Raw genomic sequence first — 25,364 nt, forward strand, 5'->3', positions numbered from 1 at the left:
CCGGCGCTACTTGCCTATGCTGGCAAGCAATTCGTCGAGCTGCTCCAATTGCTCCGGCAATGCGACCGCCGAGCCCTGCAGCGCTTCCTCAAGCGCCTCCTTGGACGGATAGACTTCGTGGAAGGTCAGGAGTGTCCTCCCGCTCTGGTCCTCGAAGGTCACCGTCGTGATCGCGCCCTCTTCACCTTCGTCGTTGGTCCAGACGATGCGCTGGTTCGGCACCACCTCGAGATACTTGCCATAGAAGGCCATGGTGCCCGAACCGCCGGCGCCGAATTCCAGCCGATATTTGCCGCCGGTGCGGACGTCCATCTCGCACGATACGAGCGAAATGCCGGGCACCGATTTCGGCACCCACCAGCGCTGGAACAGCTCGGGCTGGCTCCACGCCCTGTAAACCGTGCCCGGCGGCGCATCGAATGTCCTGGTTACCAGGAGTTCGCGATCCCCTCTGCGCTCGACCGATGTGCGGTACTGCGCGCCACCTGCACCGTTTACCTGCTCAGTCATCGCTTCCCTCCTGTTGCATCTCGCTGATGATTTCGTCCAATGCTTCGAAGCGGGCCTCGAAGAGCTTGCGATGCGCCTCGATCCACTCGGCCTCCGCCTTGAGGCCGCGTTTCCCGAGCTTGCAGGTTCTCACCCGCCCGACCTTCTGCGTGACGACGAGCCCCGCCCGCTCGAGAACCTGGACGTGCTTCTTCATGCCGGTCAGCGTCATCTGGAACGTGTCCGCGAGACTGGTGATCGACGCGTCCCCCCGCCCAAGCTGATCGATGATCCCGCGGCGGGTCGCATCGGACAGCGCCGCAAACGAGAGATCGAGGGGAGGACTTACATACTGAACCATCTGGTTCAGTATGTATCCTGTTCGCGCGGGAAACGCAAGCGTTTCGAGCCGTCTGCGGTGATCATTTGAGGCCGCCATGGGCCAGCCCTGCCACGAGATAGCGCTGCAGGAAGAGCGCCACCAGATAGACCGGTGCGATGCCGGCGAGCGAGGCGGCTGCCATTTGGCCGAAATTGACCAGCCGATCCCCCTGGAAAAGCGAGATGCCGACAGGAAGCGTGCGCGTCTCATCGGAAAAGGTGAAGGCGGAGGCAAACAGGAACTCGTTATAGGCGAGGACCGAGACGATGATCAGCGTCGCCACGATGCCCGGTACAATGATCGGTACGACGATATGGACGAGGATCCGAAGAGGGCCGGCTCCGTCGAGTGCCGCCGCCTGTTCGATCTCCAGCGGCATGCGCCGGATAAACGGCGTGAGAAGCCAGAAGGCGACGGGGATATTGGCAAAGCCGTAGAGCGTCACCAGGCCGGCATGGGTGTTGAGGAGCCCGGTTGCCTTGAGAAGATAGAACAGCGGAATGAGAGCCACGATCGGCGGCGCCATGTAGCTCGACAGAGTGAGATCACCCAGCCACTTGCCGCCGATGCCGAGCCGCAGCACGGCGTAGGCGGCCGGCAGGGTAAGCAGCAAAGTCATGGCACTGGCGAGCAGCGAGACGGCAACGGAGTTGGCGATGAACCCTGAGAGATGGGCGGCCTCGAAAGCGGCCGGCCAATTGTCGAGCGTCGGGCTCGTCGGCAGGAAACGGCCGCTCAGCACGTCGTCCTTGGTCTTGAAGGACACCGACACGAGATAGGCGATCGGCAGGGTGAAGAAGACGAAGATCGGTGCGATCGCGGCAATGAGCGGGATATCGGAACGCCTGATCTTCATGCGTCTTTCCTCTCGAGATGCTGGTGGATGCGGATGACCGGCCAGAGCACTGCGCCAATCACCAGACTGTAGATCAGGGTCTCGGCAGCGGCGCGGGCGACATCGAACTGTTCCAATGCGCGGCGATAGATGGAGAAGCCGGTCGTCGTGGTGGCAAAGCCCGGACCGCCGAACGTCAGGACATAGACGAGGTCGAAGACCTTGAAGGAGAGGATGAGCTTCAGGAGATAGATCGAGGAGAGCGGCGCCGCCACGAGCGGAAGCGTGATGTGCCAGAAGCGTTGCAGAGGTGACGCTCCATCGATGATCGAAGCCTCGTGGACGCCTTCGGGAATGGTCGAAAGGGCGGCGAAGCTGAGGATGACGACGAAGGGCGTCCATTGCCAGACATCGGCGACCGCGATGGCGAACCAGGCAAAGACCGGATCGCCGAGGAAGCTCACGGGTGCGTCGACAATGCCAAAGTTCAGGAGGAGACCGTTCAGGAGCCCTCCGGCCGGCGCGAGGATCAACTTCCATGCGACTCCGACCATCACCGGCGGCGTCATCAGCGGCAGCAGGATCAGGCTTACCAGGAACCGTCCGGCCTTCAGGAGCCGGGTGAAGAGCAAGGCGATCAGGAAGCCGACAACCAGTTGGATGCTCGCCGTGACGAAAGCATAGGCGATGCTCTTAGTCACAGAGGTCACAAACAGCGGATCCTGGAGGACCTCCCGCACATGCTGCAATCCGACAAAGCTGCGGAAGGGTTTGCCGAGCGTGCTCTTGCTGAGCGCAAGGGCCACCAGGAAGAGTGTGGGGTAGACCAGGGTCGCGGCGAGCCCGAGCAGGATCGGAGAGATCCACAGCCAGCGGACGAGCCGGTGTGCCGAAATGCCGTGATCGGCCGTCGCTGAGGCGGCCCGTCGTCGAGCGAGGGGAAAATCGATCGCAGTCATGTCATCGCGCCTGTGGTCTTCATTGTTCTTCTCTCGAAAGGCGTGCCCCGCTCTGCCGCGAGGCACGCCTTCGGGTCCCATAGTCCACGTCGGCCAAGTGGGCCGGGGCTCAATAATCAGCCATTGGCTTCATTGATGTTCGTCCAGGCCTTATGGGCATCGGCGATCGCCTGTTCGGCACTCTTGGTCCCGGCAAGGGCCAGCGCGAGTTCATCGGTCAGCGCGTTTTCCAGCTTTGGGGCATAGACGGCGGTCGGCCAGGCGAGGCTGTTTTCCAGTGCACCGTCTGCCAGCAGCGGCTGGACGAGCGGCTGAAAGGCCTTGAACTTCTCCGAGTTGAGGCCGGAGTGACGGTCGGGATCGATGCCGGAGCCGGTCAGCGTGAGCAGCTGTTCGTGGTAGTCCCTGCTGGTCGCGAGCTTGATCAGTTCCCAGGCGACGTCCTTGTTCTTCGAGCCGCTGGTGATTGCGAAGCCGAAGCCGGCGTTGAAGGCAAGACGCGGCGTCTTGTTGGCTCCGCCGACGGGAATACGGGTGACGCCCCACTTGTCCACGATCTTCGAGCCCTTGGGATCCTGGGCATAACCGCCGAGGTCGGTCCAGAAGTCGATCTGGGCGGCCCTGCCGCTGAGGAAGGCGGGCAGACCTTCCTCGAAGCGCGTCTCGAGCGGCGTCGGCAATGAATGCGGTGCGGATGCGAGCAGCGACTTCAGCGCTTCCACGGCTTCGGTGCTGTCGAGGGCCGAGGTGCCGTCTGCCTTCAGGAAGTTGCCGCCGAAACCGGTGAGGCGGTTGGCATAGGTCGACAGGATGATGACAGGGATCTTCGCGCCGAGGACCGCAGCACCGTAGATCCCGTTCCTGGATTCCGCCTCGGTGATGACCTTGGCGTTTTCGGTGTATTCGTCCCAGGTCGTTGGCGGCTTGAGACCGTAACGATCGAACAGTTCCTTGTTGTAGAACAGAAGGTGGCTGTCGCCATCATAAGGCAGGCCATAGCGACGGCCGTCATGCAGCGTGTACTGGTCATAGATCGTCTGGATGAAGTCGTCAGGCTGGATTTCCGCCTTGTCTTTCTCGATCAGGTCGGTCACGTCCTCGATCACGCCGTCCTCGGCGAGCTGGCCCTTGTAGGTATAGAAATAGTCGATGACGTCGAATTCTCCGGCCCCGGACTGAAAGTCGAGGGTCGCCTTGACACTGACCTGGTCGTAGGGAACGGCGGTCACGTTGACCTTCGCACCCGTCAGCTTTTCGAAATCCTCGGCGATCTTCTTGCCCGTGACGACATGCGGCTGAATGATCAGGAGATTGAGGGTGCGGCCGGCGAACCGATTGTCCGCGGCCAGGGCGGAGGAGAAGACGCCCGATGAGAGAAGAGGGAGCGCTCCTGATGCCAGCATGGTCTTCAAGACCGTGCGGCGGCGATAGGCTTGGTCGATGATGGGGTTGGACATGAATTGATCCTCGGTTGCGACGGCGCCGGCCGCAGGAATGACCACGGAGCAATATTCCGTGTGGCAGCTGCGCCGGCCGTGTTGAGATCATTCGACAGATAACTCCTGCCGTTAACCAACAGGAATTTAAAGTACACAAAATTTATAGAATTTATTTCCAAGTTCGTCGACGTCTCACTTAAGAAATCGGGTCGAGCGGAAAGGCATGATCGGACGCGGTCGGATAAGGCCGGTCAGGCGTGATAACCGAGGCCCAGAGCCGCCCATCAACAAAGTCAGAAAAAATTTCCACGAAATAGTCCATAAAAAACATATAATAACTGTCAAATGGATGCCGTATCGGGATGCTTCAGGAACCACGCCTGAAATCCGGATGGGACCGAGGAATGACCAAGCAGATACATTTCAACGCCTTCGACATGAACTGCGTTGGCCACCAGTCGCCCGGCCTTTGGGCGCATCCCCGCGACAAATCCTGGAAATACAAGGATCTGGACTACTGGCAAGATCTTGCCAGGACGCTCGAAAGCGGGGTCTTCGACGGCATCTTCGTCGCCGACGTGATCGGCTACTACGATGTTTACAAGGGCAACAATTACCACGCCATCCACCAGGCGGCGCAGATTCCGGTCAATGATCCGATCCAGCTCGCGGCCCCGATTGCGCTCGCCACCGAACACCTCGGCATCGGCATCACCGCCTCGATCTCGTTTGAGCACCCCTATCCCTTCGCACGGCGTCTTGCCACCGCCGACCACCTGACAAAGGGGCGCGTCGGCTGGAATATCGTGACCTCCTATCTGGAGAGCGGCGCCAAGAACATCGGGCAAGGCGGATTGCGTGCGCATGACAACCGCTACGAAGTGGCGAGCGAATATCTGGAGGTCATCTACAAGCTCCTTGAGGGATCCTGGGAAGACGGTGCCGTGCTACGCGACCGCGAGAAACGCATCTTCACCGATCCCTCGAAAGTGCACGAGATCGGCCACAAGGGCCGCTTCTTCGAAGTGCCGGGCTACGCCCTGACCGAGCCGTCGCCGCAGCGCACCCCGGTGCTCTACCAGGCCGGCGCTTCCGGGCCGGGCAAGCAATTCGCGGCGGAGCATGCGGAATGCGTCTTCGTCGCGGCGCAGACCAGAACGATCCTGAAGAACTATGTGCTCGATGTCCGGCTGCGGGCGGCGGCCGTCGGGCGCGATGCGTCGAAGTTCCGCATCTACAATCTGATGACGGTCATCGTGGACGAGACCGACGAGAAGGCGCGCGCCAAATTCCGCGACTATCTCGATTACGTTTCCTATGACGGCTCGCTGGTCTTCATGTCCGGCTGGACCGGCGTCGACTTTTCCCGCTACGCACCGGATGATCTCGTGCGCAAGGTCGAGACCAACGCTATCCATTCGGCGATCGAGAGCCTTTCGGAAGGCGATCCGAACAAGCGCTGGACGATCAGGGAGCTGGCCGAATGGGGCGGTGTCGGCGGCATGGGGCCGGTGGTCGTGGGATCGCCCTCCACCGTCGCCGACGAGCTCCAGGCCTGGGTCGAGGAGACCGACGTTGACGGCTTCAACCTTGCCTATGCCGTAACACCCGAGAGTTTCGAGGATATCGTCGGCTATCTGGTGCCGGAACTGCAGAAGCGCGGCGTCTATCCGACCGGTTATCGCGCCGGCACGCTGCGGGAGAAGCTGTTCGGCGAAGGGCCTTATCTGCCCAAGGCGCATCCGGCCGACCGTTACCGCGACATCGAAGCTTTCAAACGCAACCAGGCAATTACGCTGGCCAATGCCAGCTGAAAATTCCAGTTCAACCCGACGAGGTTTTCCCATGGGAAGCATCACCGACACCACGATCGATTACAGCGTCCACCCGCGCGTCAATTCCACCGATCCCTTCACGCCCCGTCCGCGCCCGGTTACGCCGGCGCATGTGATCGGGAGCGACGAGGAGGCGATCCAGATCGCCGAGACGCTGGCCGCGAGCTTCAAGGTCGGGGCGGCCCTGCGTGACCGTGAGGGGCTGCTGCCGGTCGCCGAGCTCGACGCCTATTCGCAGAGCGGTCTCTGGAGCATCAACGTGCCGAAAGCCTATGGTGGTCCGGAAGTCTCCTATGCCACGCTCGCCAAGGTGATCGCCATCATCGCTGCAGCCGATCCGGCCATCGCGCAGATCACCCAGAACCATCTGGCGATCGTCGCGACCGTCGATCTCGACGGCACGGAAGAGCAGAAGAAACTGTTCTTCGGCTGGGCGCTCGAAGGGATCCGATACGGCAACGCTTTTTCCGAACTGAAGAGCAAGACCGTCGCCGATTTCGAGACCAAGGTCGTTCATGACGGCGACGACGTGGTCGTCGACGGAGAGAAATTTTATACGACTGGCGCGCTCCTTGCCCATATCGTGCCGATCGTCGGTGTCGATGAGACCGGCCAGGGCTATCTCGTCTTTGCCGACCGCGATGCCCCGGGTCTCACCGTCACCAACAACTGGTCGAGCTTCGGCCAGCGCACCACCGCGTCGGGTTCGGTCAAGATCGAAAACGTGCGCGTGCCGAAGGCGCGGGCGCTGAAGGTCACCTCTTTCGACCATCCGACGGTCGGCGGCCCCGTCTCGCAGATCATCCAGTCGGCGATCGATGTCGGCATCGCCCGGGGCACGATCGACGATACGATCGAGTTCGTCAGTAGATATAGCCGCCCCTGGATCGACAGCGGCAAGGCGACGGCCGGCGAAGACCTCTTCACCATCGCCCAGATCGGCGACCTGAAGATCAAGCTGCATGCGGCCGAAGCGTTGCTCGAGATCGCCGGTCACGCCATCGACGTCGCGCGCGCCAATCCGACGCTGGAGGCGGTCTCGGAAGCGACGATCAAGACAGGCGAATCCAAGGTTCTGACGACGGAGATTGCGATCCTGTCGACGAACAAGCTGTTCGAACTTGCAGGAACGCGCTCGACCCTCGCCGAGCACGGGCTCGATCGCCACTGGCGCAATGCACGCGTCCATACGCTGCATGATCCCGTGCGCTGGAAGTACTACCATGTCGGCAATTATTATCTGAACGGCGTCCATCCGCCGCGTCACGCCTGGAACTGAGCCCAGATGAGCACGAATGATCGCAAGCTGCACCGGGAGGCCGCGCTCACCGCCGGCCGTCCTGCGCCGCACATTGCCGCGCGTCGGAGCTTGGCCCATGTCGTCCGGGATGATGCCGAGGCCATCCGGATCGCCAAGGACCTTGCGCTGGAATTCGCGGTCGGTGCCGCCCAGCGGGACCGCGAACGACGCCTTCCGCTCGCCGAGATCGACCGCTTCTCGCAGAGCGGTCTCTGGGCGATCAGCATCCCGAAAGAATATGGCGGCGCCGGCGTCTCGGCGGTGACGCTGGCCGAGGTCACAGCCATCATCTCGGCTGCGGATTCATCGATCGGGCAGATCCCGCAAAACCATTTCTACATGGTGGAGGCGCTGCGACTGGCCGGCGGCGAGGAGCAGAAGCAGCACTATTTCCGGCGCGTGCTGGAAGGTGACCGTCTTGGCAACGCCTTCACGGAGATCGGCACGAAGACCCCGGTCGACTTCAAGACGCATTTCGCCGAGCGCGACGGGAAGCTCTATCTGAACGGTCAGAAGTTTTATGCGACCGGCTCACTCTTCGCCCATATCGTCGTCGCCGTGGCGAAGGGACCGAACGGCCGTGTCCATTTGGTCTTCATCGACCGGGCGACGCCGGGGCTCGACTTCGTCGACGACTGGTCGTCCTTCGGCCAGCGTTCGACGGGCAGCGGGACCGTGACCTTCGATGACGTCGAGGTGACGCCGTTCCAGATCGTCGACCATGATGGAAGCTTCGAAGAGCCGACGCCGATGGGTCCTTTCGCGCAGATCATCCATGCCGCCATGCAGGTCGGCATCGCGCGCGGGGCGCTCGCGGAAACGATTTCCTATGTTCGTGCCCATGCGCGGCCATTTTTTGAACTGACGATCGAGCACGGTTATGAGGATCCGCACACCATACACGGCGTCGGCGATGTGGCGATCAGAGTGCATGCGGCCGATGCGCTGCTCGCAAGGGCCGGCCGGATCGTCGACCGCGCCACCACAGAACCGACGGCGTCGAACGTAGCCGAGGCATCCATCGCTGTCGCGGAGGTCAAGGCGCTCGGGACGGAAGTGGCCCAGCTTGCCGCCACCAAGCTTATCGAGTTCGGTGGCGCGCGTTCGACGCTCGAAAGCTATGGGCTCGACCGCTTCTGGCGCAATGCCCGGACGCATTCGCTGCATGATCCGGTGCGCTGGAAATACCACCATATCGGAAACTTCTATCTGAACGGCATCCTGCCCCCGCGGCATGGCGCCCTCTGATTTCGGAATTCACAACCTCGCGACTATCTGCGACGGCTCCCGCGTTTCGACAGGAATGGAATAATGGCAATCGACAAGCCTCTCGACTTTCTATGGTTCATCCCCTCGTCCGGTGACGGTGCGTATCTGGGGTCGGACGATCTCAGCCGCCCGGCCGATCCCGGCTATTTTCGCGAGATCGCGAAGGCCGCCGACCGGCTGGGATATTCCGGCGTGCTTATCCCGACGGGGGCGGCGTGCGAGGAATCCTTCATTCTAGCCGCGGATCTCGCCGCCCATACCGAGCGACTGAAATTCCTGGTGGCCATTCGGCCGGGCACGGCATCGCCGGCCTATTATGCGCGCCTCGCCGCGACGCTCGACCGCGTTTCCAACGGCCGCCTGCTGATCAATATCGTCGTCGGCGGCAGTGCCCAGGAGCTCGCCGGTGACGGCATTTTCCTGCCGCATGACGAGCGCTACGATCATGCCGGCGAGTTCTTCCAGGTGTTCAACTCGCTGGTCGAGACCGGTAAGGCCAACCTCGACGGCAAGTATATCAAGGCCATCGATGCGAGACTTGGCCTGCCGCCCGTACAGGAACCGCGCCCTCCGCTCTATTTCGGCGGATCGTCCGACGCTGCGATCGCGTTTTCCGGCGGCATCACCGACAAGTACCTGACCTGGGGCGAACCGCCGGCGCAAGTGGCAGAGAAGATTGCCAAGGTCCGGAAGGCCGCCGCGGCGCAGGGCAAGCACGTCACCTTCGGCATCCGTCTCCACTTCATCGTTCGCGAGACCGATGAGGAGGCCTGGGCCGCGGCCGACCGGCTGATTTCCAAGCTTTCCGACGAAACGATTGCCGCAGCGCAGGAGGTGTTCGCGAAGAGCTCGGATTCGGTCGGCCAGGCGCGCATGGTCGCCCTGCATCAGGGGCGCCGCGACAAGCTCGAAGTCTCTCCCAATCTCTGGGCAGGGATTGGTCTCGTCCGCACGGGCGCGGGAACCGCGCTGGTCGGATCTCCGAAGACGATCGCGGAACGACTGAGGGAATATCAGGAGCTCGGGATTGATACCGTCATCGCCTCCGGCTATCCGCATCTGGAAGAAGCCTACCGGGTTTCCGAGTTGCTCTTCCCCGAAATCGGCCTGCCGGGCCCCCACGGGCAGATCCGCTCCTCTTTCGGCGAACGCCGGGTCTTTGGGGGAGGCGGACATGGCGGGAACGTGAAGATCGCATCCGCCTCCTGAGGAATTACAACGAACGCCTCCAGTCTCAAAGGACTGGGGGCGGCGGCGCTACGCTGCATGTTCCACGGCGCCCTACACCGCCACGCCGAAATCCGCCGCCAGCACCGCATCCTCAGCGCCCGCGAATACGGACGCTGCGGACTATCCAGCACCGTCCGCGCCTAGCCGCGCTCGACGATTTCGCTCTTGCGCATGATGACGATATTGTCGGTGACGTAATAGGCCGTCGCGAGATCTGCGTGAGCCCTCTGTCAGTTGACCGCAGCGCGTCGACGATCTGCTGGGTGACATCGTCCTGAACCGCGAATATGTCGGTCAGGTCGCGATCGAACCGCTCCGCCCAGAGATGGCCGCCGGTGGTCGCGTCGATGAGCTGCGCGGTGATGCGGAGCCTGTTCCCCGATTTGCGCACGCTGCCCTCAAGCACATGCCGCCGCCGAGCTTGGTGCCGACCTCCTGAACATGGACGTTCTTGCGCTTGAAAATGAACGACGAATTGCGGGCGATGACGAAGAGCTGCGACAGCTTCGACAGCGCCGATGTCTTCCGAGATGCCGTCGGCGTAATAGTCCTGTTCGGCATCGCCGCTCATATTGACGAAGGGCAGCACGGCGATCGACAGCTTCGGCGATGCTGCCGCCGCGGGTTGGCCCAGATGGATACCGATCCGGAACTCGATGCGACGGTCCTGCGGCACGCCGGCAACGACTTGGTATTCCTTCCCTACACGTCGAAATTTGTCGGCAAGACAATCATGTCCCGGATCGTGACATTGCGCGGGCGGGTCAGCATGAAGATGATGGCATCGGAGACCTCTGAGGGCTCGATCAAACTCCCATTGGCTTTTGCCTTCTCCAGGTTTTCCGCGGGCCAATCGGCAAGCAGAGCGGAAACAACCGGGCCGGGCGACACCTGGCTGACCCTGATGCCGTGGTTTTTCAGCTGCCGGCGCATGATCTGGACGAAACTGGTAATCGCCCATTTGGAGCTGGAATAGACCGGCTCCCACTGGATTGGCGCATGGCCGGCGACCGAGCAAGTGACCAAAATGTCCCCGGTCCCGCGCTCGATCATATGCGGAGCGATGTCGCGGACGTTCTTCATGACGGCGTTCACGTTGAGGTTCAGCATCCGATCGATTGCCGCGGTATCGGTATCAATAAGATCCCCGCCGATGTAGGACCCTGCATTGCAGTGCAGGATGTCGAGATGATCGACTTTTGCCAGGATTTCCGGCACCATGGCCGCACAACTTTCAGCGTCCAGAAGATCGGTGACCTGCATGACCACGGCGTCGCCGAACTCGGCAGCGTAGGTTTCCAGCGCCTGTCTGTTGTAGTCGACCATCACGACCTTGGCGCCGGCATCGACCAGGGCACGGGTCGTCGCCAGGCCGATACCGGAAGCTGCGCCGGTTACCGCAGCGATCTTTCCTTCGAGTGGTTTAGTCATTGTCCTGTCTCGCCTTTTGTTTTTCAGACAGCAAGGAAGCCGCCGTCGACTGGAAGGACTGCGCCGGTGATCATCGGGGCGTCCTCTGAAATAAGCGCTGCGATCGAGCGCGCGACATCGTCGACCTCTGCAAAACGCGCCATCGGGTGGCGAACGATCATCGGGTTACGTTTGGAAGGCTCGGACCAAGCCTTGGCGGCAAGCTCCGTCATGGTCACCGTAGGCGCCACTGCATTGACCCGGATTCCGTAGGCGCCGAGTTCCTTGGCCATGACACGTGTCGCGCCTTCCAGTCCCGCTTTCGAAGCGGCGTAAGCCACGTGATCCACGAAACCCCGATGTCCGGCGATCGAGGTGACATTCACGATCGTTCCGCCGCCTCCGTTTGCAATGCGAGCCCGCGCGAACTCCTGCGCACAAATCAGCGCGGCCCGCAGGTTGATGCCGAGGACCTGCTCATAGCCCTCCTCGGTCATATCGATGACGCTTTCAAGCACATTGGTTCCCGCGCAGTTGATCAGCGCGTCTGCCAGCCCCGCCTTCTTCATGGCGGCGCGTGCTGCTGCATTGTCGGCGAGATCGACTGCTATCACCGTCGCGCCGAACTTTGCCGCAAGATCATCCAGATCGGCCTGGGTACGCGACAGGGCTACAATTCGTGCGCCACGGTGGGCGAGCAGTTCGACGCAGGCGCGACCGATGCCCTTGCCAGCACCGGTGATGATTACCGTTTTTCCTGTAAAGTCCGACATGGTTGATCCTTCCGATGCCTGTTGCTCAGAACGGGAGTCTTTGCTCGGTTTGCTTGTCGAACACATGAGCCGCGGCGGGATTGACGTCGAGCCGTATCCTGTCGCCCGGCTTCAGCGCGTGGCGCTCGCGAAAGGCGCACAGGACCCGCTTGCCCGCCAATTGGACTGCCAGCAGAATTTCGGCCCCCGTCGGCTCGATCAGCTCGACAGTCGCCGGTACGCCCGCATCGCCGTTCGACAATATCCACTGGTCAGGACGGACCCCGTATATCACCTCCTGGCCGTTGGTTGCCCGCGTGCCTTGTGGAAGGGGAAGAGCCGACCCATCGGCGAGCCGCGCTGAGTTCAAAGAGAGATCGATTGTGGCCGGCAGCATGTTCATCGCCGGCGATCCGATGAAGCCGGCGACGAAGGTATTTGCCGGCCTGTCGTAAAGCTCCAGTGGCGCACCGATCTGCTCCACCTTGCCGTCGCGAAGCACGACAATGCGGTCCGCCATTGTCATGGCTTCAATCTGGTCATGTGTGACATACACGGAAGTCGCGCCGAGGCGCTGGTGAAGAGCTTTGATCTCCGAGCGCATATCCACCCGCAACGCGGCGTCCAGGTTTGACAGCGGCTCGTCGAAAAAGAACGCCTTTGGGCTGCGAACCATCGCGCGCCCCATGGCGACACGCTGTCGCTGGCCTCCGGAGAGCGCCTTCGGATATCGGTCGAGATAGGGCGTAAGCCGCAACATCTCGGCAGCCTTGTCGACCTTGGCGTTGCGATCGGCAAGATTCTCGCCGCGCAATTTCAGTGCGAAGGCCATGTTCTCCCGAACGGTCATGTGCGGATAGAGCGCGTAGTTCTGGAACACCATTGCCACGTCACGGTCCTTGGCGGCGATGTTGTCGACGCGATTTCCGCCAAGCTTGATCGTGCCGCCGGTGATCTCCTCCAGGCCGGCAAGCGACCGCAGCAGCGTGGATTTGCCGCAACCGGAGGGACCGACCAGCACGACGAACTCACCGTCGGCTATATCGAACGAGATGTCGCGCAGTGCGTGGTAGGAGCCGTAATGCTTGTCGACCTTGTCGAGCTCGATCGTCGCCATGTGTCAATCCTTAGTCAGTTGTGGTCGGGGCGGGTCCGCGGGCAGCGTCACCACGAGGTGTATCCTGCATCGGCAACGACGATGCTGCCGGTCATCAGGCTGGCGGCATCGGCCAGGAACAGGACGACAGAGGCAATTTCCTCGACTTCGCCCATGCCCGCTTCCGACAGGGCATCAGCGCAGGCATAGCAGATGTTGCGCCCCGCGCCGGTGACGACCGCCACTCTTCCAGTGAGATCCAGCTTCCGCAGGGACATGCTACTTCCCAAGCTCGATCTGGATCTTCACGGAGGACGGCTTCGGTCGCACGGCGTAATCGAACGCTTCGACAGAATCCTCGAAGGCGTAGGTATCGGTGATCAGCGCATCGACATTGATCTGGTTCGATCCCAAGAGCGCGACGATGCGGGGGTAAACATGGGCGTAGCGGAACACGTGCTCGATGCGCAGTTCCTTTGTCTGGGCGATGACGACATCGAGCGGGACCGGCTTCACCGGCATGCCGACAAAGACGATCGCGCCGCCGGGGCACCCATGGTGCGCCGTGTCTGCGATCACTTCGGCCGCGCCGGAACATTCGAAGACGACATCGACGCCCCAGCCGTCGGTTTGGCGGGCTATGACACTCTTCAGGTCCTGCGAACGCACGTTGACGGTGATGATGGCAGGGCCGAGGCTGCGCGCCACGGCAAGCTTTTCGTCGACAACGTCGGTAACGATAACTTTGGCGCAGCCAGCCGACAGCGCCGCTATCGCTGTCACCATGCCGATCGGCCCGGCACCCGTGACCAGCGCGATCGCCCCGGGCGTCAGCCTCGCCTTGGAGACTGCGTGAAAACCTACGGCCAGCGGCTCGACCATGGCGCCCGCGGCGTAGGAAACGTTGTCCGGAAGCTTAAAGGTAAAGGCCGCCGGGTGGACCACGCTCGGTCTCAGCACGCCATGCACCGGCGGCGTCGCCCAGAAGCGCACTGCGGGATCGAGGTTGTAGAGACCCAGCCGCGACGCGCGACTTTGAGGGTCGGGAATGCCGGGCTCCATGCAAACGCGGTCGCCCACTTTCAGGTTCTGCACCGCGCTGCCGACCTCTTCGATGATGCCGGCGGCTTCGTGGCCGAGGATCATCGGCTCGCGCACAACGAACGGACCGATCGCGCCGTGCGTGTAATAGTGAACGTCCGATCCGCAGACGCCAACGGTCTTGATGGCGATGCGCACGTCGGTGGGACCGAGCGCCTCCTTCGGGTCCAGGTCGCGAATGCGCAGTTCGTCTTTGCGTTCGAGGACGAGCGATCTCATGTCTTCAGCCCTTTCGGATAATGAATACGGCCAGCGCCAGGCAGAGCACCGTCGCCACCCATAGGGGCAACACGCCCTCGAGGAAGCGCATCCATAGAAGATGCACCAGGATCAGGATCACGACCGAGATGAAGCCCCTGTCGAAGCCGTTGGTTCGGATCGGCAGGAATCCGTCGCGTTGGGTTTTCTGGGGTTGAACGCCAGCCATCATCTTACCCTTTCAATGCGCCGAACGTGAGGCCGGTCACGATGTGTTTCTGGACGAAGCCGAGCACGATCAGGGCCGGGAGCGTGGTCAGGAACGCCATCGCCGCCATCTCGCCCCAGTTCGTTCCGGTGACGGAGACATATTCAGCGAGCGCTGTCGTCACGGTTCTGGCGTTAGCCGACGACGTTAGGGTCGCTGCGAACAGGTACTCGTTCCAGGCGAAAATCCAGGTCAGGATGAAGGTGACGGCCAATCCCGGCCGCGCCAGCGGCAGGATGACGTTGGACAGTACCTGGCCGGTGGTCGCACCATCGACCCGCGCCGCTTCGTCCAGCTCCAGCGGAATCCCGTCGAGCATGCCCTTCAAGAGCCAGACGGCGAAGGGCAGGTTGAAGACGCAATAGAGCAGGATCAGGCCAATCTTCGTGTCGAACAGCATGAAATCGCCGAACACGAACCACTTGGTGAACAGCAGGAAGAGCGGCAGCAGAAACACGGCTGGCGGCGCCATGCGGTTGGTGATCAGCCAGAAAAACACGTTGTCGCCGCCGCCGATTTTGTAACGCGACAGCCCGAACGCCGCGAGCAGGCCGAGCGCGCACACCAGCGCTGCGTTCGATGTCGCCACGATCAGCGAATTCCAGAGATACTGCAGGAAGGTCGAGCTGTTCAGCACCGCTAGGAAATTGTTCCAGTAAAGATCGTCGATGAGGAACGATTTCGAATAGAGCTTCACGCGGGGGCGCATCGAAACGACCAGCATCCACCAGACCGGAAGCAGCGTCAGAATGGTCAGGCATATCCAAAGGACGAAGGAGGCTATACCGGAGCGTTTCATTGTGCGCCTCCCTTGCGGCCGGTCATGGCGACGAACAGCAGCCAGCTCAGAACGATAGTGACGTAAAGCGTCAGGAGCGACATGGCCGCACCGTAGCCGTAATCGGTCTTCGGAAAGACGTTGATCCAGATATGAAGGCCGATGAACCGGGTGGCCTCAGCCGGACCACCCTTGGTCAGCATCCAGATTTCGTCGACCGAGCGCAGCGCGTCCATCAGCCGGATGAAGACGGTCGTCAGCAGCACCGGCTTCAACATCGGAACGATCACGTACCAGAAAATCTGCAGCTTGTTGCCGCCGTCGATCTGCGCCTGTTCGAGCGGTTCTTTCGGCAAGGCGGTCAGTCCCGCCATGAGCGACAGTGTCACGAACGGCGTCCAGTGCCACAGGTCCATGATGATCGCCGTGGCGAAGGCGTGATAGGCATTGGTCGAGATGTTGTAGTCGATGCCGAACCACAGTTTCAGGTAATAGGGCACGATGCCCAAGCCCGGAACGCAAAGCAGCCGCCAGGTGGCGCCGACTGCAATCGGCGCGACAACGATCGGCAGTGTGTGGATCGTGCGAAAGAACTGCCGGCCCCACAGGCGGTCTGCCATCAGCGCGCGGGCCAGGACGTAGCCCAACAACAGTTCGCTCACGACGACGAAGAATGCAAAGACCAGCGTGCGTGCAAGCGAGTTCAGGAATGTCGTGTCAAAAACGAGGCTGCGATAATTCTGGAGGCCGGCCCAGCGCAGGGTGGGGTCGACTGCGTTGGTGTTCCAGTCGAAGAAGCCGACATAGAGAATGTAGATGAAGGGAACGAACCCGACGACGAACAGGATTATCGTGGCTGGTGTTAGAAACAGCCATCCGATGTTGGATTGTCTCATCCTGCGCTCCGTCAGATCGTCCTTGACACTTGTTCGCCCGACTGCCTGCATCCCCGCAAACCGCAGTCAGGAAAGGGGCGGCCACCTTGCTGAAGGCGGCCGCCAACCGCTTGGGAGGTGCGGTCTTTACTTGCGGTAGCCGAGCTTCACGAGTTCAGCTTCGGCTGCGGGGGCGGCCTGGTCCAGCGCATCGTCCGGCTTGATCTCACCGACGATCGCTTTGTAGATGAACGGCGCGACAACCTGCAGAACTTGCGCGTGGAACGGGAACGGCGGAGCTCCGGCGAACAGCTTTCCGTCCTCACGCATCAGCGTGTAATAGCCGTTCATCTTCTTGTCCTGATCGACGATCTTGGGATCGTCGTAGGTCGAGTTCATGACGATGCGGGAGCCGGCCAGCGCCCAGTCGGTCTGCACTGAAGCCTGCCCGATATACTGCAGGAACAGCAGCGACGCGTCCTTGTTCTTGGACGAATGCGGGATGCCGAACGCGCCACCATCGTAATAGCCGATATATCCTTTGCCGGATTCGGCTGCTTCCATGACACCCGCCTCGACCGGGGGCAATGACACGCCCACCTTGCCGACGACCGTCGATTTGCTTTCGTCGGTAGCGATCCAGGCAGCGTTTTCACCGTAGACGAGGCCTTGGGCTGCGCGGCCGGCGGCAAATGTCCCGGCAACCTCGTCCCAGGTGGACGATGTCGATTCCGGCGGCGCGTATTTCAGCAGGCCGACCCAGTAGTTGAGTGCCTTTTTCGCGGCGGCGGAGTTCATCTGGCCGCCGTTGGCTTCGGTGGCCGCGAAGGTCTTGCCATCGATGCCCCAGTTGTACACGCCGAAGGTCGGCGCGACCGACTCGAAGAATTCGTAGAAGGCGGCGGGGTGGCTCGACGAGGCCTGTACGGTGGTTCCCCAGAGTTCCTTGTCTGCGCCGTATTCGGTGAAGAACTTGGCGATCTGGGTATACTCTTCATGCGTCGTCGCGGGCTTCAGATCCGCACCGGTGGAATCCTTGTAGGCTTTCTGGATCGCCGGATCATCGAAGAGATCCTTGCGGTAGAGGTAAGGCTTGATGAATGCTTCCATGGGGACGCCCATGACATTGCCCGACTTCGGATCCTTGAAATAGTTCAGGAAAGTTGTGAAATTCTCCGGCTTGAAGTCCGGCGAAGCGATCTTCGCATTATCGGCGAGCGACTTGGTGATATCGACCAGGAAGTTGCGGGCCAGATACGTATAGACGATGTCCTGCTCGATATAGACGAAGTCATAGATGCCGGTATTGGCCTCCATGTCCTTGATCGCCTTGTCGTACATCTGGTCCCAGGACGTCGCCTCGAATTCGACCTTGATGCCGGTCTCTTCGGTGAATTTGGGACCGAGCACCTGCTCGACATATTTCGACGCTGGGGTCGATTCCGAGATGCCCCGGATGGTCGCGCCCTGATAGGGCTGGGCGGCAGTCTTCCACCAGGAATCCTGAGCAAGGGCGGTCGAGCTCCAAAGGCCAAGCGAAATGAAGCCGACGCCCACGGCTTTGACGAAACTGTTCATTGTTCTCCTCCATTTGGATCGCAGAATCGGTCCGGTTGTGCGTGCTAAACTCTCCTCCGACACGCTCAACGGACCACAATATTTGTAGAAAGAACGGGTGGACACAAGCGCGGCCGTTGCGCGATACTGATACTTTCATGCGCGAAATGCCGAAAATATCCATGAAATGTTGTGTGCGTTGCACAATCCAATATTGATTGTCAGCGCAGCGAGCATCGCGGGAAGCACTGGAGGATGTCCGCAATGTCAGTTGTTTCGCCGACGGTCGCGAGATTTGAATATGTCTTGACCGGCGCGGACGAGTCGTTCCTCTGGCGCCGCGACGACTATCCGTGGGAGCGCAACGTCTGGAATTTCCACCCGGAGGTGGAGATCCACTACATTGCCAACGCCAGCGGCGTCCTGCTTGCAGGCGATCACGTCGGCGCGTTCACGCCGGGCCATATTTCCGTCATCGGCAGCAACCTGCCGCACGACTGGGTGACGCCGCTCGGACCGGATGAGCGCATTCCAGGACGTGACATCGTCATCCAGTTTCTGCCGGCCAAGCTGGAGCAGGCTTCGGCCTTCCTGCCGGAACTGGCGGGGCTGCGTGACTTTCTCGCCCGCGCAAAGCGGGGGCTCTCCTTCAAGGGCCGGGCGCGGGAACAGGCGGAGGCGCTGATACTCGCCATGGAGTTCCAGACCGGCTCGGTGCGGCTTTCGACCTTCCTGTCATTGCTCTCGCTGCTGCGGGACACTGACGAGTTCGATACGCTGTCTTCAGAGGCTTATGTGCCGGACCTGAGCTACGGTTCGCTCGAAGCCCTGCAACAGGTCTTCGCCTATCTCTTCGCCAATCTGTCGGAGGACATCCGGTTGCCGGATATGGCTCGCATGGTCGGCATGAGCGACAGCGCTTTCTCGCGATTCTTCAAGAAAAACAGCGGCCACAGCTTCACCGATCACGTCAACAAGCTTCGAATCTGGAAGGCGGGTCAGCTATTGACCGATACCTCCATGCCGATAACCGACATCTGCTTCGAGGTCGGCTATCGCAATCTGTCAAATTTCAACCGGGTGTTTCTCCGTCACCACAACTTAACACCGACAAAATACCGGAAACTGTCCACCAACCGCAGAACCGTTCCGTTAACTCAGACAGCGACAGATCAAATGCCTGTGCAGTGAGTCTAGCGATCAGTCGATGCTATTTGAAGAGCAGGGAAGATGTATTCTCTCCTTCCGCCTTCCGCTCGGCCTATTTCATCGAGCTGGAGGAAACGCCGCTCTGGCCGGATCTGATGCGGCGCAATTTCGATCTCGGCCGCGGCACCGTCATCCGCACCGATAATTTCGAGGAATGGCTGCGCTCCACCCAGTCGCGCCGCGGCAAGATCGGCTATCGCGCCTTCGAGACGGATCTTGCCGACGGCCGCTGGCTGTGGATGACCGAGGCGGTGCAGACGAACGGCTGGATGCTCTGCATTGCCAGCGACATTACCCGTCTCAAGGTCCATGGCCGAACTGTCCGGCAGGATCGCGACCAGGCAATCAAGGCCTCCTACACCGACGAACTCACCGGCGTCGCCAACCGCCGCTTCGTGATGGCGCGCGTCGAAGACATGCTTGAAGCCGCCCGGCATGGCAGCAGCGGCTGCCTCGCCGTCTTCGACATCGACAATTTCAAACGCATCAACGACCGGCTCGGCCACCACGCCGGCGATCTCGTGCTGCGCGATTTCGCCCACCGCATCCACCAGAATGTCCGCCGCAACGATTGCTTCGGCCGGGTCGGCGGCGAAGAATTCCTGCTCGTCATGCCGGCCACCGGCCCGGAGGACGCCCTTGCCATGGTCGAGCGCATGCTGACGGTGATCCGCTTCTCCCGGCCGCTGCCGGATTCGCCCGACTTCAGCTACACCTGTTCCGCCGGCATTGCCGCGGGTGTGCCGACAGACAGTGCTTCTGAGCTTTACCGGCGGGCGGACCAGGCGTTGTATGACGCGAAGATGGGCGGTCGGGATAGGGTGCGGGCGGCGTAGGGCAAACAGCGGAGGGTTTGAGCGGTAACGCCTGCTGATAGCCCGGTGTGAAGGGCCATCAGGTTCACCGCCGCCTACCTCTGCGAGGGCTATGGCCAGCCGGCAGCCGACGTCTACGGAGGCGACCGATCTGCTGGTGACGACAGAGGGGCTGCTGGTCGATCCCGTGATTCATGCGCGTTCAACATAGAAGCGATGTGATATGCCAAACATAGAATCTCCAGGACAAAGTGCCCATCCGAATGCCGCCCAAGTTGACTACACAACTGCAAAGCAGATCGGCTGTGTGTCACTTTCCAGCTACTTCGATCAGGACGGGGCCCGGAACTCGCATGGTGAGAAGTCGCATCTACGCTAGGCTATTTATCGAGCTTAACCAAAGCGTTGGAAAATTCCGTGGTTTATAGAATCTAGCATAGCGGACACTTGAAATATCTTGATGATAATTTACGGTTGTAAAGGCAATTTGCCTACTTGAGTCTCAACCATGTCCGTCACTTCCAATTTTTTCGCTACCATTGCAGCCAATGGCGGCAGTACCGATGTAATCCTCGTGCATGGTCTTTCCGGGGATCCAGTCGATACTTGGACTTATCAAGAATCGAGCGAGGCTGAAGGTGGATACTGGCCGTCTTGGCTCGCCAGCGATCTGCCGCAGCTCAATCTCTACACAGTCGGGTTTCCCGCAAGCGTCTTTGCCCAGTGGGCGAAAAAGGAAATGAATCTTTACGACCGAGCCAAGAACGTGCTCGAAACCCTAGCAAGTTACGAGTTTGGCGGACGGCCGATAATATTCATTTGCCACAGCCTTGGTGGGCTGCTGGTCAAACAGATACTTAGGACTGCACGGGAATCAACTGACGAGGATTGGCGGAAGATTGGTGAGCGCTGCGTTGGCGTCATCTTTATAGCCACGCCGCATAGCGGATCCAGCTTGGCAGGTTTGCTGAAATTCTTTGTCCACGGTTTCACCTCAGTTCACGTCGAGAAACTTATCAAGGACAATGCCGAGCTAACCGAACTTAACGAGAGCTTTCGTGCACATTGCCAGCGAACGTCGATGGCTGTTGCCGTCTACCACGAAAAACATCTCACCAAGAAAACGTTCCTTGTCGTTGATGAGAGAAGCGCGGATCCGGGCGTCAATGGAGCGATGCCGATCCCGATCGACGCTGATCACATCAATATTTGCAAGCCGAGCGACCGCAACAGCCTGATCTATACCAGCATCAGGCATCGCTTACGCAAATTGGCGCCCGCGGCATGCTCTTCTGATCCTTCCGGTCGTGGAGAGTTTGCCGATGACAATCTCGATGAGCCGTCCCCCGGTGACCGGCGGGACCTTATGTCCAAAATGGTCGCTGCGGGCCGCGAGCACCAGTATGACTTCGCGAATGACTCCCAGAGCAAATTTGCGCGGCCGTTTCTTCGCACAGGTTTGAAAACATCGATATCAACCGTTTACAAAAATTTGTTGGCCGATATCGAACAACGTTTTCAAAATCTAATTTTTCACCCGCTGATCTGTAGCGGTGCTGACGAAGCAACGGTCGCCGCCGCAATCCAGACCGAGATCGTTGACCCGCTCAGTCAGAAATACGCTTCGGACAATGCAACAGCAAAGACGATTATGAACGCTCTTTATTTTCTCACCGAGCGCTGCCATATCAGGTGGGATAAGCCATGACGTATCGTATGTGGTATGCGCAGCTGGATTTATTCGACACGGCTCGGCGTTACCTGGCGCTGTTGTCGCACTGGAAAGTAGAGGCGCCGAACCGGGACCGACTGTTCGTTTCCGACTTTTATTTCGTTAATCCCAGCCTTCTGCATCTTACTCATATGACGTCCGATGTTCGACGCATTTTTACCGCGCTACGGGTTCCAAAACCTGACGAGACCTTCATTCAATATCCATCTCCGCCAATTCTCTATAACAAAATGGGCGGCATTCAGGCTCAAGCGCTGCATAACCTTGTTGGCAAGGGCTTAGTCGAGCTGGAGCTCGTTAATCAGGACCAGTACCGCCTCAGTGAAGAAGGTCGGCATCTCGCATTTCAGCTGGGCGATCAGCTCGTTTTGCCAGGAGAAGAGAAGATCCTGAATTTCCTTGTGACAGACTACGTCACGATCGGCCGAGGTAAGGGAGGGCTGCGCGATATGACGGGACTAAGAAGGATCGGTACCTAGGGTGGTTTCTTTTTTTGCACTCAAGCGGGTCCGTATAACCCAAGGCAAAAATGTGGCCTACGATGAGTGGTTCCATCGTGGCGTCAACATAATCAGAGGTGAAAACGGATCGGGAAAATCCACGATCGCCGATTTCATCTTCTACGGGCTCGGCGGCGAATTCGATCGCTGGAAAGATGCTGCGCAGAATTGCTCGGCAGTTCGTATCGAGCTCGAAACAGAACAATCGGTCCTGACCGTTCAACGCGCTGTTGGAGGCAAACAGGAACCGATACTTGTCTACTACGGCTCCCTGGAAGCCTCACTCGACAAAGGAATTGACGAATGGCAGCGAGTACCGATCCGTCGCCCAGCCAGTGGGCTCGATTTGTCGTTTACGCAAATAATGTTTCGGGCGGCAGGCATTCCGGAAGCGCCAAACGCAGCGAATTCCAACATTACAATGCACCAGCTGCTGCGATTGCTTTACGCCGATCAGCAGACACCGCCGGGAAAGCTCTTTCGATTCGAGAGCTTCGATACACGCGAGATTCGCGAGACTGTCGGGCAGCTCGTCATCGGGGTAAACGGATATGAGCTCTACGAGAGCCTGATCCAACTCAGAGAATTGAAGACGGACTACGCGGAAAAAGACCGGCTCTACAAAGCAGCGGTCATGTCGTTGCCCAGCGCTGAAGGATTGACCTCTATCGCTATCCTAGACACGCGTCTCAGCGAACTGAATGTACGGAAGGGGCAGATCGCGAACGAGATTCGTAATGTCGATGCGGCCGTTGGCGAGGATCAAACCAAGCAGTTCGTCGCCGAACGCCAAGTGATGCACCGCCGACTGCAGAAGCTGGCCGGCGAACTCCAAGTGTCGGAGCAGCGTTTGAGCGACCTTGATGACGAGCAGGCCGAACTCCGCCAGTTCGTCGAACATCTCGAACAACAGCTCATCGCGCTCAGTGCCGCAGAGGATTTATCCAGTAGGTTGGGTAGTATTGAATTCCAGTATTGCCCCGCATGCCTGAAGCCGCTTTCGGACAAGAATACCCAGCACTGTTTAGTCTGCAACGAGGTAATCGACGAGGAAAAAGCCCGATCCAGGTATTTTGAGTTAAAGGTCGATAGCGAGCTTCAAATCAGGGAATCGAGACAGCTCCTCGCAATGAAGGCGGCCGAGACCGATCGACTCCAAAGTGAGACGCGGGCTCTTCGCCGGGCCTACTCGTCCACGATGGCAGATTTTTCGTCGCGCTACGACGTCAGCAACTCCCCACGCGAGAGCTATCTTGCAGAGCGGCACAAATTGCTTGGTGGTCTCGAACGAGAAGCCGAATACATGGAAGAACTGCGTGCGACCTTGCAACGGATTGATGAGCTCTCGACTCAGCGGGCAAAGCTCAATAGCGACATAACGATCCTAGAAGCGAAAATAAAGCGGCTAGACGCGTCCTCCACCGCGCGTGTTGAGAAAGCGATGAACCTGGTCAGCACGATCGGCAAGCGCGTCCTGAAAAACGACCTGAAACGTCAGGAGGCCTTCGAGAATCCGACCACATTTTCGATCAACTTTGGCGATGACGCCATGTTGGTGGACGGCAAGATGAATTTTGCTGAAAGCAGCAACGTCGTTCTTAAGAACACGTCCATCCTGTCGTTGCTGCTTGCTGCCTCCTACGATGCCGAGTTCTGGCATCCGAAATTTCTCCTGATGGACAACATCGAAGACAAGGGGATGGAGCAAATACGAAGCCACAACTACCAAAAGATGCTGATAGAGGAATCGAAGAACGCCAAGTTTCCTCATCAAATAATCTTTACGACATCGATGCCAGACCCAGCGCTCGAACAGAGCAAACTGACCGTTGGGCCTCACTATACGCGGGAAATGAAGACGTTGGCGAATATTTAACTGTCTCGAACGCAGAACCGCTACGGACGTAAGATGCCTCCCCCTTGGTTGGCGCTCGCCGGATTCTAACGACATACTGATTAACTCTAAGCTTCCCAACTGGAGCCGATGAAGATCGAGATGATTGGGCCTTGGCCGTTGTCGATTTGCCCTTTTGACATACAGCGACATTCGTCGAGTCCAATATCGGGGGCATAGGAGCGAGTTGAAACTTCGCATGAACAAAACCACCTTCAAAACGACGACTGCGACGAGGGGTAGCTTGCAATCCTCGACTGAGATCTAACAAGGTTTCGAAGGAGGACATTAATGGCCGGATTATCTTTTGGAGCCTTTGATTTTACAAAAATTATTGCGATGCTAGGTCTTTTGCTCAGCATTGCAAGCTTGGCTCTCGGTCTTTTCAATGCATACATCACGTGGCAAAACAGGAGGCTCGCTCTCAAGCAGGACGCCCGAAAAGTCCCCGCGCTGACGTGCTACCTGAGCCATGGCTTCCAAAAGACCGATGGATCGGGCCGCGCGTTCAGCCTTCTTGTCCAAGTACGAAATCCGAGCGACACTAATAATGCCATCGCGAATGCCGAACTGGCTGTTCGTTATCTCACGAAGGAGCGTGTCCTCATGACGCTGAAGCTTCCGGCCAATCGCGATGCCGCGGGGAGCTTTGTCCGAGGACAGGACGACATGCTGTCGCTTCCGGTCAAAGTCCCAGCCCACGAGGTAGTTTCAGGATGGTTGCACTTCAGGGCGCCAGTAGACCTCCTTTCAGGTATGGCGATCGACGGTTACGAGCTGGAAATCACTGACACGCACGAAGCAAAAACGACAATCGCACCAAATCTGATGCAGGAGTACCGGGATGAGGTTGGGTCGGCGTAAATATACAAGGATAGATATTAAGACGTTTGATCAAGGAAAAATCGTAAAAGTTGTCGCGGACCCTGTGATTGCCACGGCTGGCCGGGTCAATGGCAAGCTGATACCGCTGCTAATCTTGGACACGACTGAACGGCCGGATCTCGCTGAGCTTGTTCGCGTGCATCAAAACTTCGTCGAGGGAGACGTTACGGTACAGTGGGGAGCGTTAGAGGGGCGATTAGATCACATTGCCTTATTCTTGCGTTTTTTGAGGCCGGCCGAGCGCATCGCGATTATTGAATTCGAGATCACAAAGCAGGGGGCATTGGTTGATCAGATACTAACTGCTGGCGCCGTTTACCTTCAACCAGGCAAACCTGGCGACAAGTTGCTCCATGACCTCGAGGTGCCGAAAGTGATCGTTGAAATTCCGGACACCGGCTTTCGCTCCTATTGGGAGAAAATTTACCTGAAGAGCGTTTTCGGTCAATTGCGTAAATCCGGGTTGACCAGAGCCGAGGCGCAAAAGGCGGCGTCCGATGTCGTCTCGCGGATGCGCGAAATCGGTAATTTTCAAGTGACGTAGGACACCGTCAGT

24 protein-coding genes and 3 pseudogenes are annotated in these 25,364 nt (G+C 59.4%); 11 read left to right on the forward strand and 16 right to left on the reverse strand.

From position 1 onward, the window contains the following. Positions 1-6: 6 nt before the first annotated feature. The 5 genes from EFR00_RS06995 to EFR00_RS07015 form a co-directional block, all read right to left on the reverse strand. On the reverse strand, positions 7-510 hold the full coding sequence (locus tag EFR00_RS06995; RefSeq protein ID WP_009993786.1) for an SRPBCC family protein: 504 nt from the start codon (positions 508-510) through the stop codon (positions 7-9). Further along, entirely contained in the window at positions 503-850 is a 348-nt protein-coding gene (locus EFR00_RS07000) for an ArsR/SmtB family transcription factor (RefSeq protein WP_077989785.1), read from the reverse strand. The genes EFR00_RS06995 and EFR00_RS07000 overlap by 8 nt, the downstream gene beginning before the upstream one ends. Positions 851-911: 61 nt before the next feature. Continuing rightward, the gene (locus EFR00_RS07005) at positions 912-1,727 is read right to left on the reverse strand and encodes a carbohydrate ABC transporter permease (RefSeq protein ID WP_077989744.1); all 816 of its coding nucleotides are present in this window, start codon (positions 1,725-1,727) and stop codon (positions 912-914) included. After that, positions 1,724-2,665 carry a carbohydrate ABC transporter permease gene (locus EFR00_RS07010; RefSeq protein ID WP_179363832.1) on the reverse strand — a complete coding sequence of 314 codons (942 nt, stop codon included), beginning with the start codon at positions 2,663-2,665 and terminating at the stop codon, positions 1,724-1,726. Before EFR00_RS07010 ends, EFR00_RS07005 begins: the two co-directional genes overlap by 4 nt. A 116-nt stretch (positions 2,666-2,781) precedes the next feature. Beyond that, on the reverse strand, positions 2,782-4,122 hold the full coding sequence (locus EFR00_RS07015; protein ID WP_077989784.1) for an ABC transporter substrate-binding protein: 1,341 nt from the start codon (positions 4,120-4,122) through the stop codon (positions 2,782-2,784). 386 nt (positions 4,123-4,508) lie between these two features. Between EFR00_RS07015 and EFR00_RS07020 the strand changes: the two genes are divergently transcribed. From EFR00_RS07020 to ssuD, 4 genes are read left to right on the forward strand one after another with little or no spacing between them, the layout of a single operon-like run. Next, a complete protein-coding gene (locus EFR00_RS07020) occupies positions 4,509-5,918 on the forward strand; it encodes an LLM class flavin-dependent oxidoreductase (protein WP_077989742.1) in 1,410 nt (469 codons plus the stop codon). A 31-nt stretch (positions 5,919-5,949) separates the two neighbouring features. Beyond that, the gene (locus EFR00_RS07025; protein WP_077989741.1) at positions 5,950-7,218 is read left to right on the forward strand and encodes an SfnB family sulfur acquisition oxidoreductase; all 1,269 of its coding nucleotides are present in this window, start codon (positions 5,950-5,952) and stop codon (positions 7,216-7,218) included. A gap of 6 nt (positions 7,219-7,224) precedes the next feature. Next, on the forward strand, positions 7,225-8,487 hold the full coding sequence (locus EFR00_RS07030) for an SfnB family sulfur acquisition oxidoreductase (protein WP_077989740.1): 1,263 nt from the start codon (positions 7,225-7,227) through the stop codon (positions 8,485-8,487). 60 nt (positions 8,488-8,547) lie between these two features. Further along, positions 8,548-9,717 carry an FMNH2-dependent alkanesulfonate monooxygenase gene (gene ssuD / locus EFR00_RS07035; protein WP_086156561.1) on the forward strand — a complete coding sequence of 390 codons (1,170 nt, stop codon included), beginning with the start codon at positions 8,548-8,550 and terminating at the stop codon, positions 9,715-9,717. Positions 9,718-9,789: 72 nt separating this feature from the next. Here ssuD and EFR00_RS33485 read toward each other — a convergent pair. The 11 genes and pseudogenes from EFR00_RS33485 to EFR00_RS07090 form a co-directional block, all read right to left on the reverse strand. Next, positions 9,790-9,953 (reverse strand): annotated as a pseudogene (locus EFR00_RS33485) (ABC transporter ATP-binding protein); the annotation flags it as partial. Next, positions 9,928-10,369 (reverse strand): annotated as a pseudogene (locus tag EFR00_RS07045) (adenylate/guanylate cyclase domain-containing protein); the annotation flags it as partial. The pseudogenes EFR00_RS33485 and EFR00_RS07045, both read right to left, overlap by 26 nt. Before the next feature lie 71 nt (positions 10,370-10,440). After that, complete coding sequence (locus tag EFR00_RS07050; RefSeq protein WP_077989739.1) at positions 10,441-11,169, reverse strand: SDR family oxidoreductase; 729 nt, start codon at positions 11,167-11,169, stop codon at positions 10,441-10,443. 23 nt (positions 11,170-11,192) lie between these two features. After that, the gene (locus EFR00_RS07055; RefSeq protein WP_077989738.1) at positions 11,193-11,921 is read right to left on the reverse strand and encodes an SDR family oxidoreductase; all 729 of its coding nucleotides are present in this window, start codon (positions 11,919-11,921) and stop codon (positions 11,193-11,195) included. A gap of 25 nt (positions 11,922-11,946) precedes the next feature. Then, positions 11,947-13,017, reverse strand: coding sequence for an ABC transporter ATP-binding protein (locus EFR00_RS07060; protein WP_077989737.1), 1,071 nt, complete (start codon positions 13,015-13,017; stop codon positions 11,947-11,949). 47 nt (positions 13,018-13,064) lie between these two features. Further along, positions 13,065-13,178 (reverse strand): annotated as a pseudogene (locus EFR00_RS33285) (SDR family oxidoreductase); the annotation flags it as partial. A 97-nt stretch (positions 13,179-13,275) separates the two neighbouring features. Next, positions 13,276-14,316, reverse strand: coding sequence for an NAD(P)-dependent alcohol dehydrogenase (locus EFR00_RS07070; protein WP_077989735.1), 1,041 nt, complete (start codon positions 14,314-14,316; stop codon positions 13,276-13,278). A gap of 4 nt (positions 14,317-14,320) precedes the next feature. Further along, on the reverse strand, positions 14,321-14,524 hold the full coding sequence (locus EFR00_RS07075) for a DUF2160 family membrane protein (protein ID WP_207241065.1): 204 nt from the start codon (positions 14,522-14,524) through the stop codon (positions 14,321-14,323). A 4-nt stretch (positions 14,525-14,528) separates the two neighbouring features. After that, a complete protein-coding gene (locus EFR00_RS07080; RefSeq protein ID WP_077989734.1) occupies positions 14,529-15,362 on the reverse strand; it encodes a carbohydrate ABC transporter permease in 834 nt (277 codons plus the stop codon). Beyond that, positions 15,359-16,237, reverse strand: a complete 879-nt coding sequence (locus EFR00_RS07085; RefSeq protein ID WP_077989733.1) for a carbohydrate ABC transporter permease — start codon at positions 16,235-16,237, stop codon at positions 15,359-15,361. Before EFR00_RS07085 ends, EFR00_RS07080 begins: the two co-directional genes overlap by 4 nt. A 126-nt stretch (positions 16,238-16,363) precedes the next feature. Beyond that, positions 16,364-17,794, reverse strand: a complete 1,431-nt coding sequence (locus EFR00_RS07090) for an extracellular solute-binding protein (protein ID WP_077989732.1) — start codon at positions 17,792-17,794, stop codon at positions 16,364-16,366. Between the two features lie 243 nt (positions 17,795-18,037). Between EFR00_RS07090 and EFR00_RS07095 the strand changes: the two genes are divergently transcribed. The 7 genes from EFR00_RS07095 to EFR00_RS07125 all read left to right on the forward strand — a co-directional run bounded on the left by EFR00_RS07095 (position 18,038) and on the right by EFR00_RS07125 (position 25,352). After that, positions 18,038-18,964, forward strand: a complete 927-nt coding sequence (locus EFR00_RS07095) for an AraC family transcriptional regulator (protein WP_077989731.1) — start codon at positions 18,038-18,040, stop codon at positions 18,962-18,964. A gap of 23 nt (positions 18,965-18,987) precedes the next feature. Next, a complete protein-coding gene (locus EFR00_RS07100; protein WP_089152696.1) occupies positions 18,988-19,818 on the forward strand; it encodes a GGDEF domain-containing protein in 831 nt (276 codons plus the stop codon). 487 nt (positions 19,819-20,305) lie between these two features. Further along, the gene (locus EFR00_RS07105; RefSeq protein ID WP_077989729.1) at positions 20,306-21,505 is read left to right on the forward strand and encodes an ABC-three component system protein; all 1,200 of its coding nucleotides are present in this window, start codon (positions 20,306-20,308) and stop codon (positions 21,503-21,505) included. Continuing rightward, positions 21,502-22,008, forward strand: a complete 507-nt coding sequence (locus EFR00_RS07110; RefSeq protein ID WP_051252118.1) for an ABC-three component system middle component 5 — start codon at positions 21,502-21,504, stop codon at positions 22,006-22,008. The genes EFR00_RS07105 and EFR00_RS07110 overlap by 4 nt, the downstream gene beginning before the upstream one ends. 52 nt (positions 22,009-22,060) lie before the next feature. Continuing rightward, positions 22,061-23,905, forward strand: a complete 1,845-nt coding sequence (locus EFR00_RS07115; protein ID WP_077989728.1) for an ATP-binding protein — start codon at positions 22,061-22,063, stop codon at positions 23,903-23,905. Positions 23,906-24,214: 309 nt separating this feature from the next. Further along, complete coding sequence (locus EFR00_RS07120) at positions 24,215-24,787, forward strand: hypothetical protein (RefSeq protein WP_041679066.1); 573 nt, start codon at positions 24,215-24,217, stop codon at positions 24,785-24,787. Continuing rightward, positions 24,768-25,352 (forward strand): hypothetical protein, encoded by a 585-nt coding sequence (locus EFR00_RS07125; RefSeq protein WP_077989727.1) that lies wholly within the window; start codon positions 24,768-24,770, stop codon positions 25,350-25,352. Before EFR00_RS07120 ends, EFR00_RS07125 begins: the two co-directional genes overlap by 20 nt. Positions 25,353-25,364: the final 12 nt, after the last annotated feature.

This window comes from Rhizobium sophoriradicis, assembly GCF_003939025.1.
Classification (GTDB): domain Bacteria; phylum Pseudomonadota; class Alphaproteobacteria; order Rhizobiales; family Rhizobiaceae; genus Rhizobium; species Rhizobium sophoriradicis.

Bases quoted from the DNA above. Each gene is read 5' to 3' on its own strand.
- EFR00_RS07000 (WP_077989785.1), bottom strand. From the start codon at position 850: ATGGTTCAGTATGTAAGTCCTCCCCTCGATCTCTCGTTTGCGGCGCTG.
- EFR00_RS07055 (WP_077989738.1), bottom strand. From the start codon at position 11,921: ATGTCGGACTTTACAGGAAAAACGGTAATCATCACCGGTGCTGGCAAG.
- EFR00_RS07120 (WP_041679066.1), top strand. From the start codon at position 24,215: ATGGCCGGATTATCTTTTGGAGCCTTTGATTTTACAAAAATTATTGCG.
- EFR00_RS07015 (WP_077989784.1), bottom strand. From the start codon at position 4,122: ATGTCCAACCCCATCATCGACCAAGCCTATCGCCGCCGCACGGTCTTG.
- EFR00_RS07105 (WP_077989729.1), top strand. From the start codon at position 20,306: ATGTCCGTCACTTCCAATTTTTTCGCTACCATTGCAGCCAATGGCGGC.
- EFR00_RS07095 (WP_077989731.1), top strand. From the start codon at position 18,038: ATGTCAGTTGTTTCGCCGACGGTCGCGAGATTTGAATATGTCTTGACC.
- EFR00_RS07050 (WP_077989739.1), bottom strand. From the start codon at position 11,169: ATGACTAAACCACTCGAAGGAAAGATCGCTGCGGTAACCGGCGCAGCT.
- EFR00_RS07125 (WP_077989727.1), top strand. From the start codon at position 24,768: ATGAGGTTGGGTCGGCGTAAATATACAAGGATAGATATTAAGACGTTT.
- EFR00_RS07090 (WP_077989732.1), bottom strand. From the start codon at position 17,794: ATGAACAGTTTCGTCAAAGCCGTGGGCGTCGGCTTCATTTCGCTTGGC.
- EFR00_RS07070 (WP_077989735.1), bottom strand. From the start codon at position 14,316: ATGAGATCGCTCGTCCTCGAACGCAAAGACGAACTGCGCATTCGCGAC.
- EFR00_RS07110 (WP_051252118.1), top strand. From the start codon at position 21,502: ATGACGTATCGTATGTGGTATGCGCAGCTGGATTTATTCGACACGGCT.
- EFR00_RS07085 (WP_077989733.1), bottom strand. From the start codon at position 16,237: ATGAGACAATCCAACATCGGATGGCTGTTTCTAACACCAGCCACGATA.
- EFR00_RS07020 (WP_077989742.1), top strand. From the start codon at position 4,509: ATGACCAAGCAGATACATTTCAACGCCTTCGACATGAACTGCGTTGGC.
- EFR00_RS07010 (WP_179363832.1), bottom strand. From the start codon at position 2,665: ATGACTGCGATCGATTTTCCCCTCGCTCGACGACGGGCCGCCTCAGCG.
- EFR00_RS07075 (WP_207241065.1), bottom strand. From the start codon at position 14,524: ATGGCTGGCGTTCAACCCCAGAAAACCCAACGCGACGGATTCCTGCCG.
- EFR00_RS07025 (WP_077989741.1), top strand. From the start codon at position 5,950: ATGGGAAGCATCACCGACACCACGATCGATTACAGCGTCCACCCGCGC.
- EFR00_RS07080 (WP_077989734.1), bottom strand. From the start codon at position 15,362: ATGAAACGCTCCGGTATAGCCTCCTTCGTCCTTTGGATATGCCTGACC.
- EFR00_RS07030 (WP_077989740.1), top strand. From the start codon at position 7,225: ATGAGCACGAATGATCGCAAGCTGCACCGGGAGGCCGCGCTCACCGCC.
- EFR00_RS07060 (WP_077989737.1), bottom strand. From the start codon at position 13,017: ATGGCGACGATCGAGCTCGACAAGGTCGACAAGCATTACGGCTCCTAC.
- EFR00_RS06995 (WP_009993786.1), bottom strand. From the start codon at position 510: ATGACTGAGCAGGTAAACGGTGCAGGTGGCGCGCAGTACCGCACATCG.
- EFR00_RS07005 (WP_077989744.1), bottom strand. From the start codon at position 1,727: ATGAAGATCAGGCGTTCCGATATCCCGCTCATTGCCGCGATCGCACCG.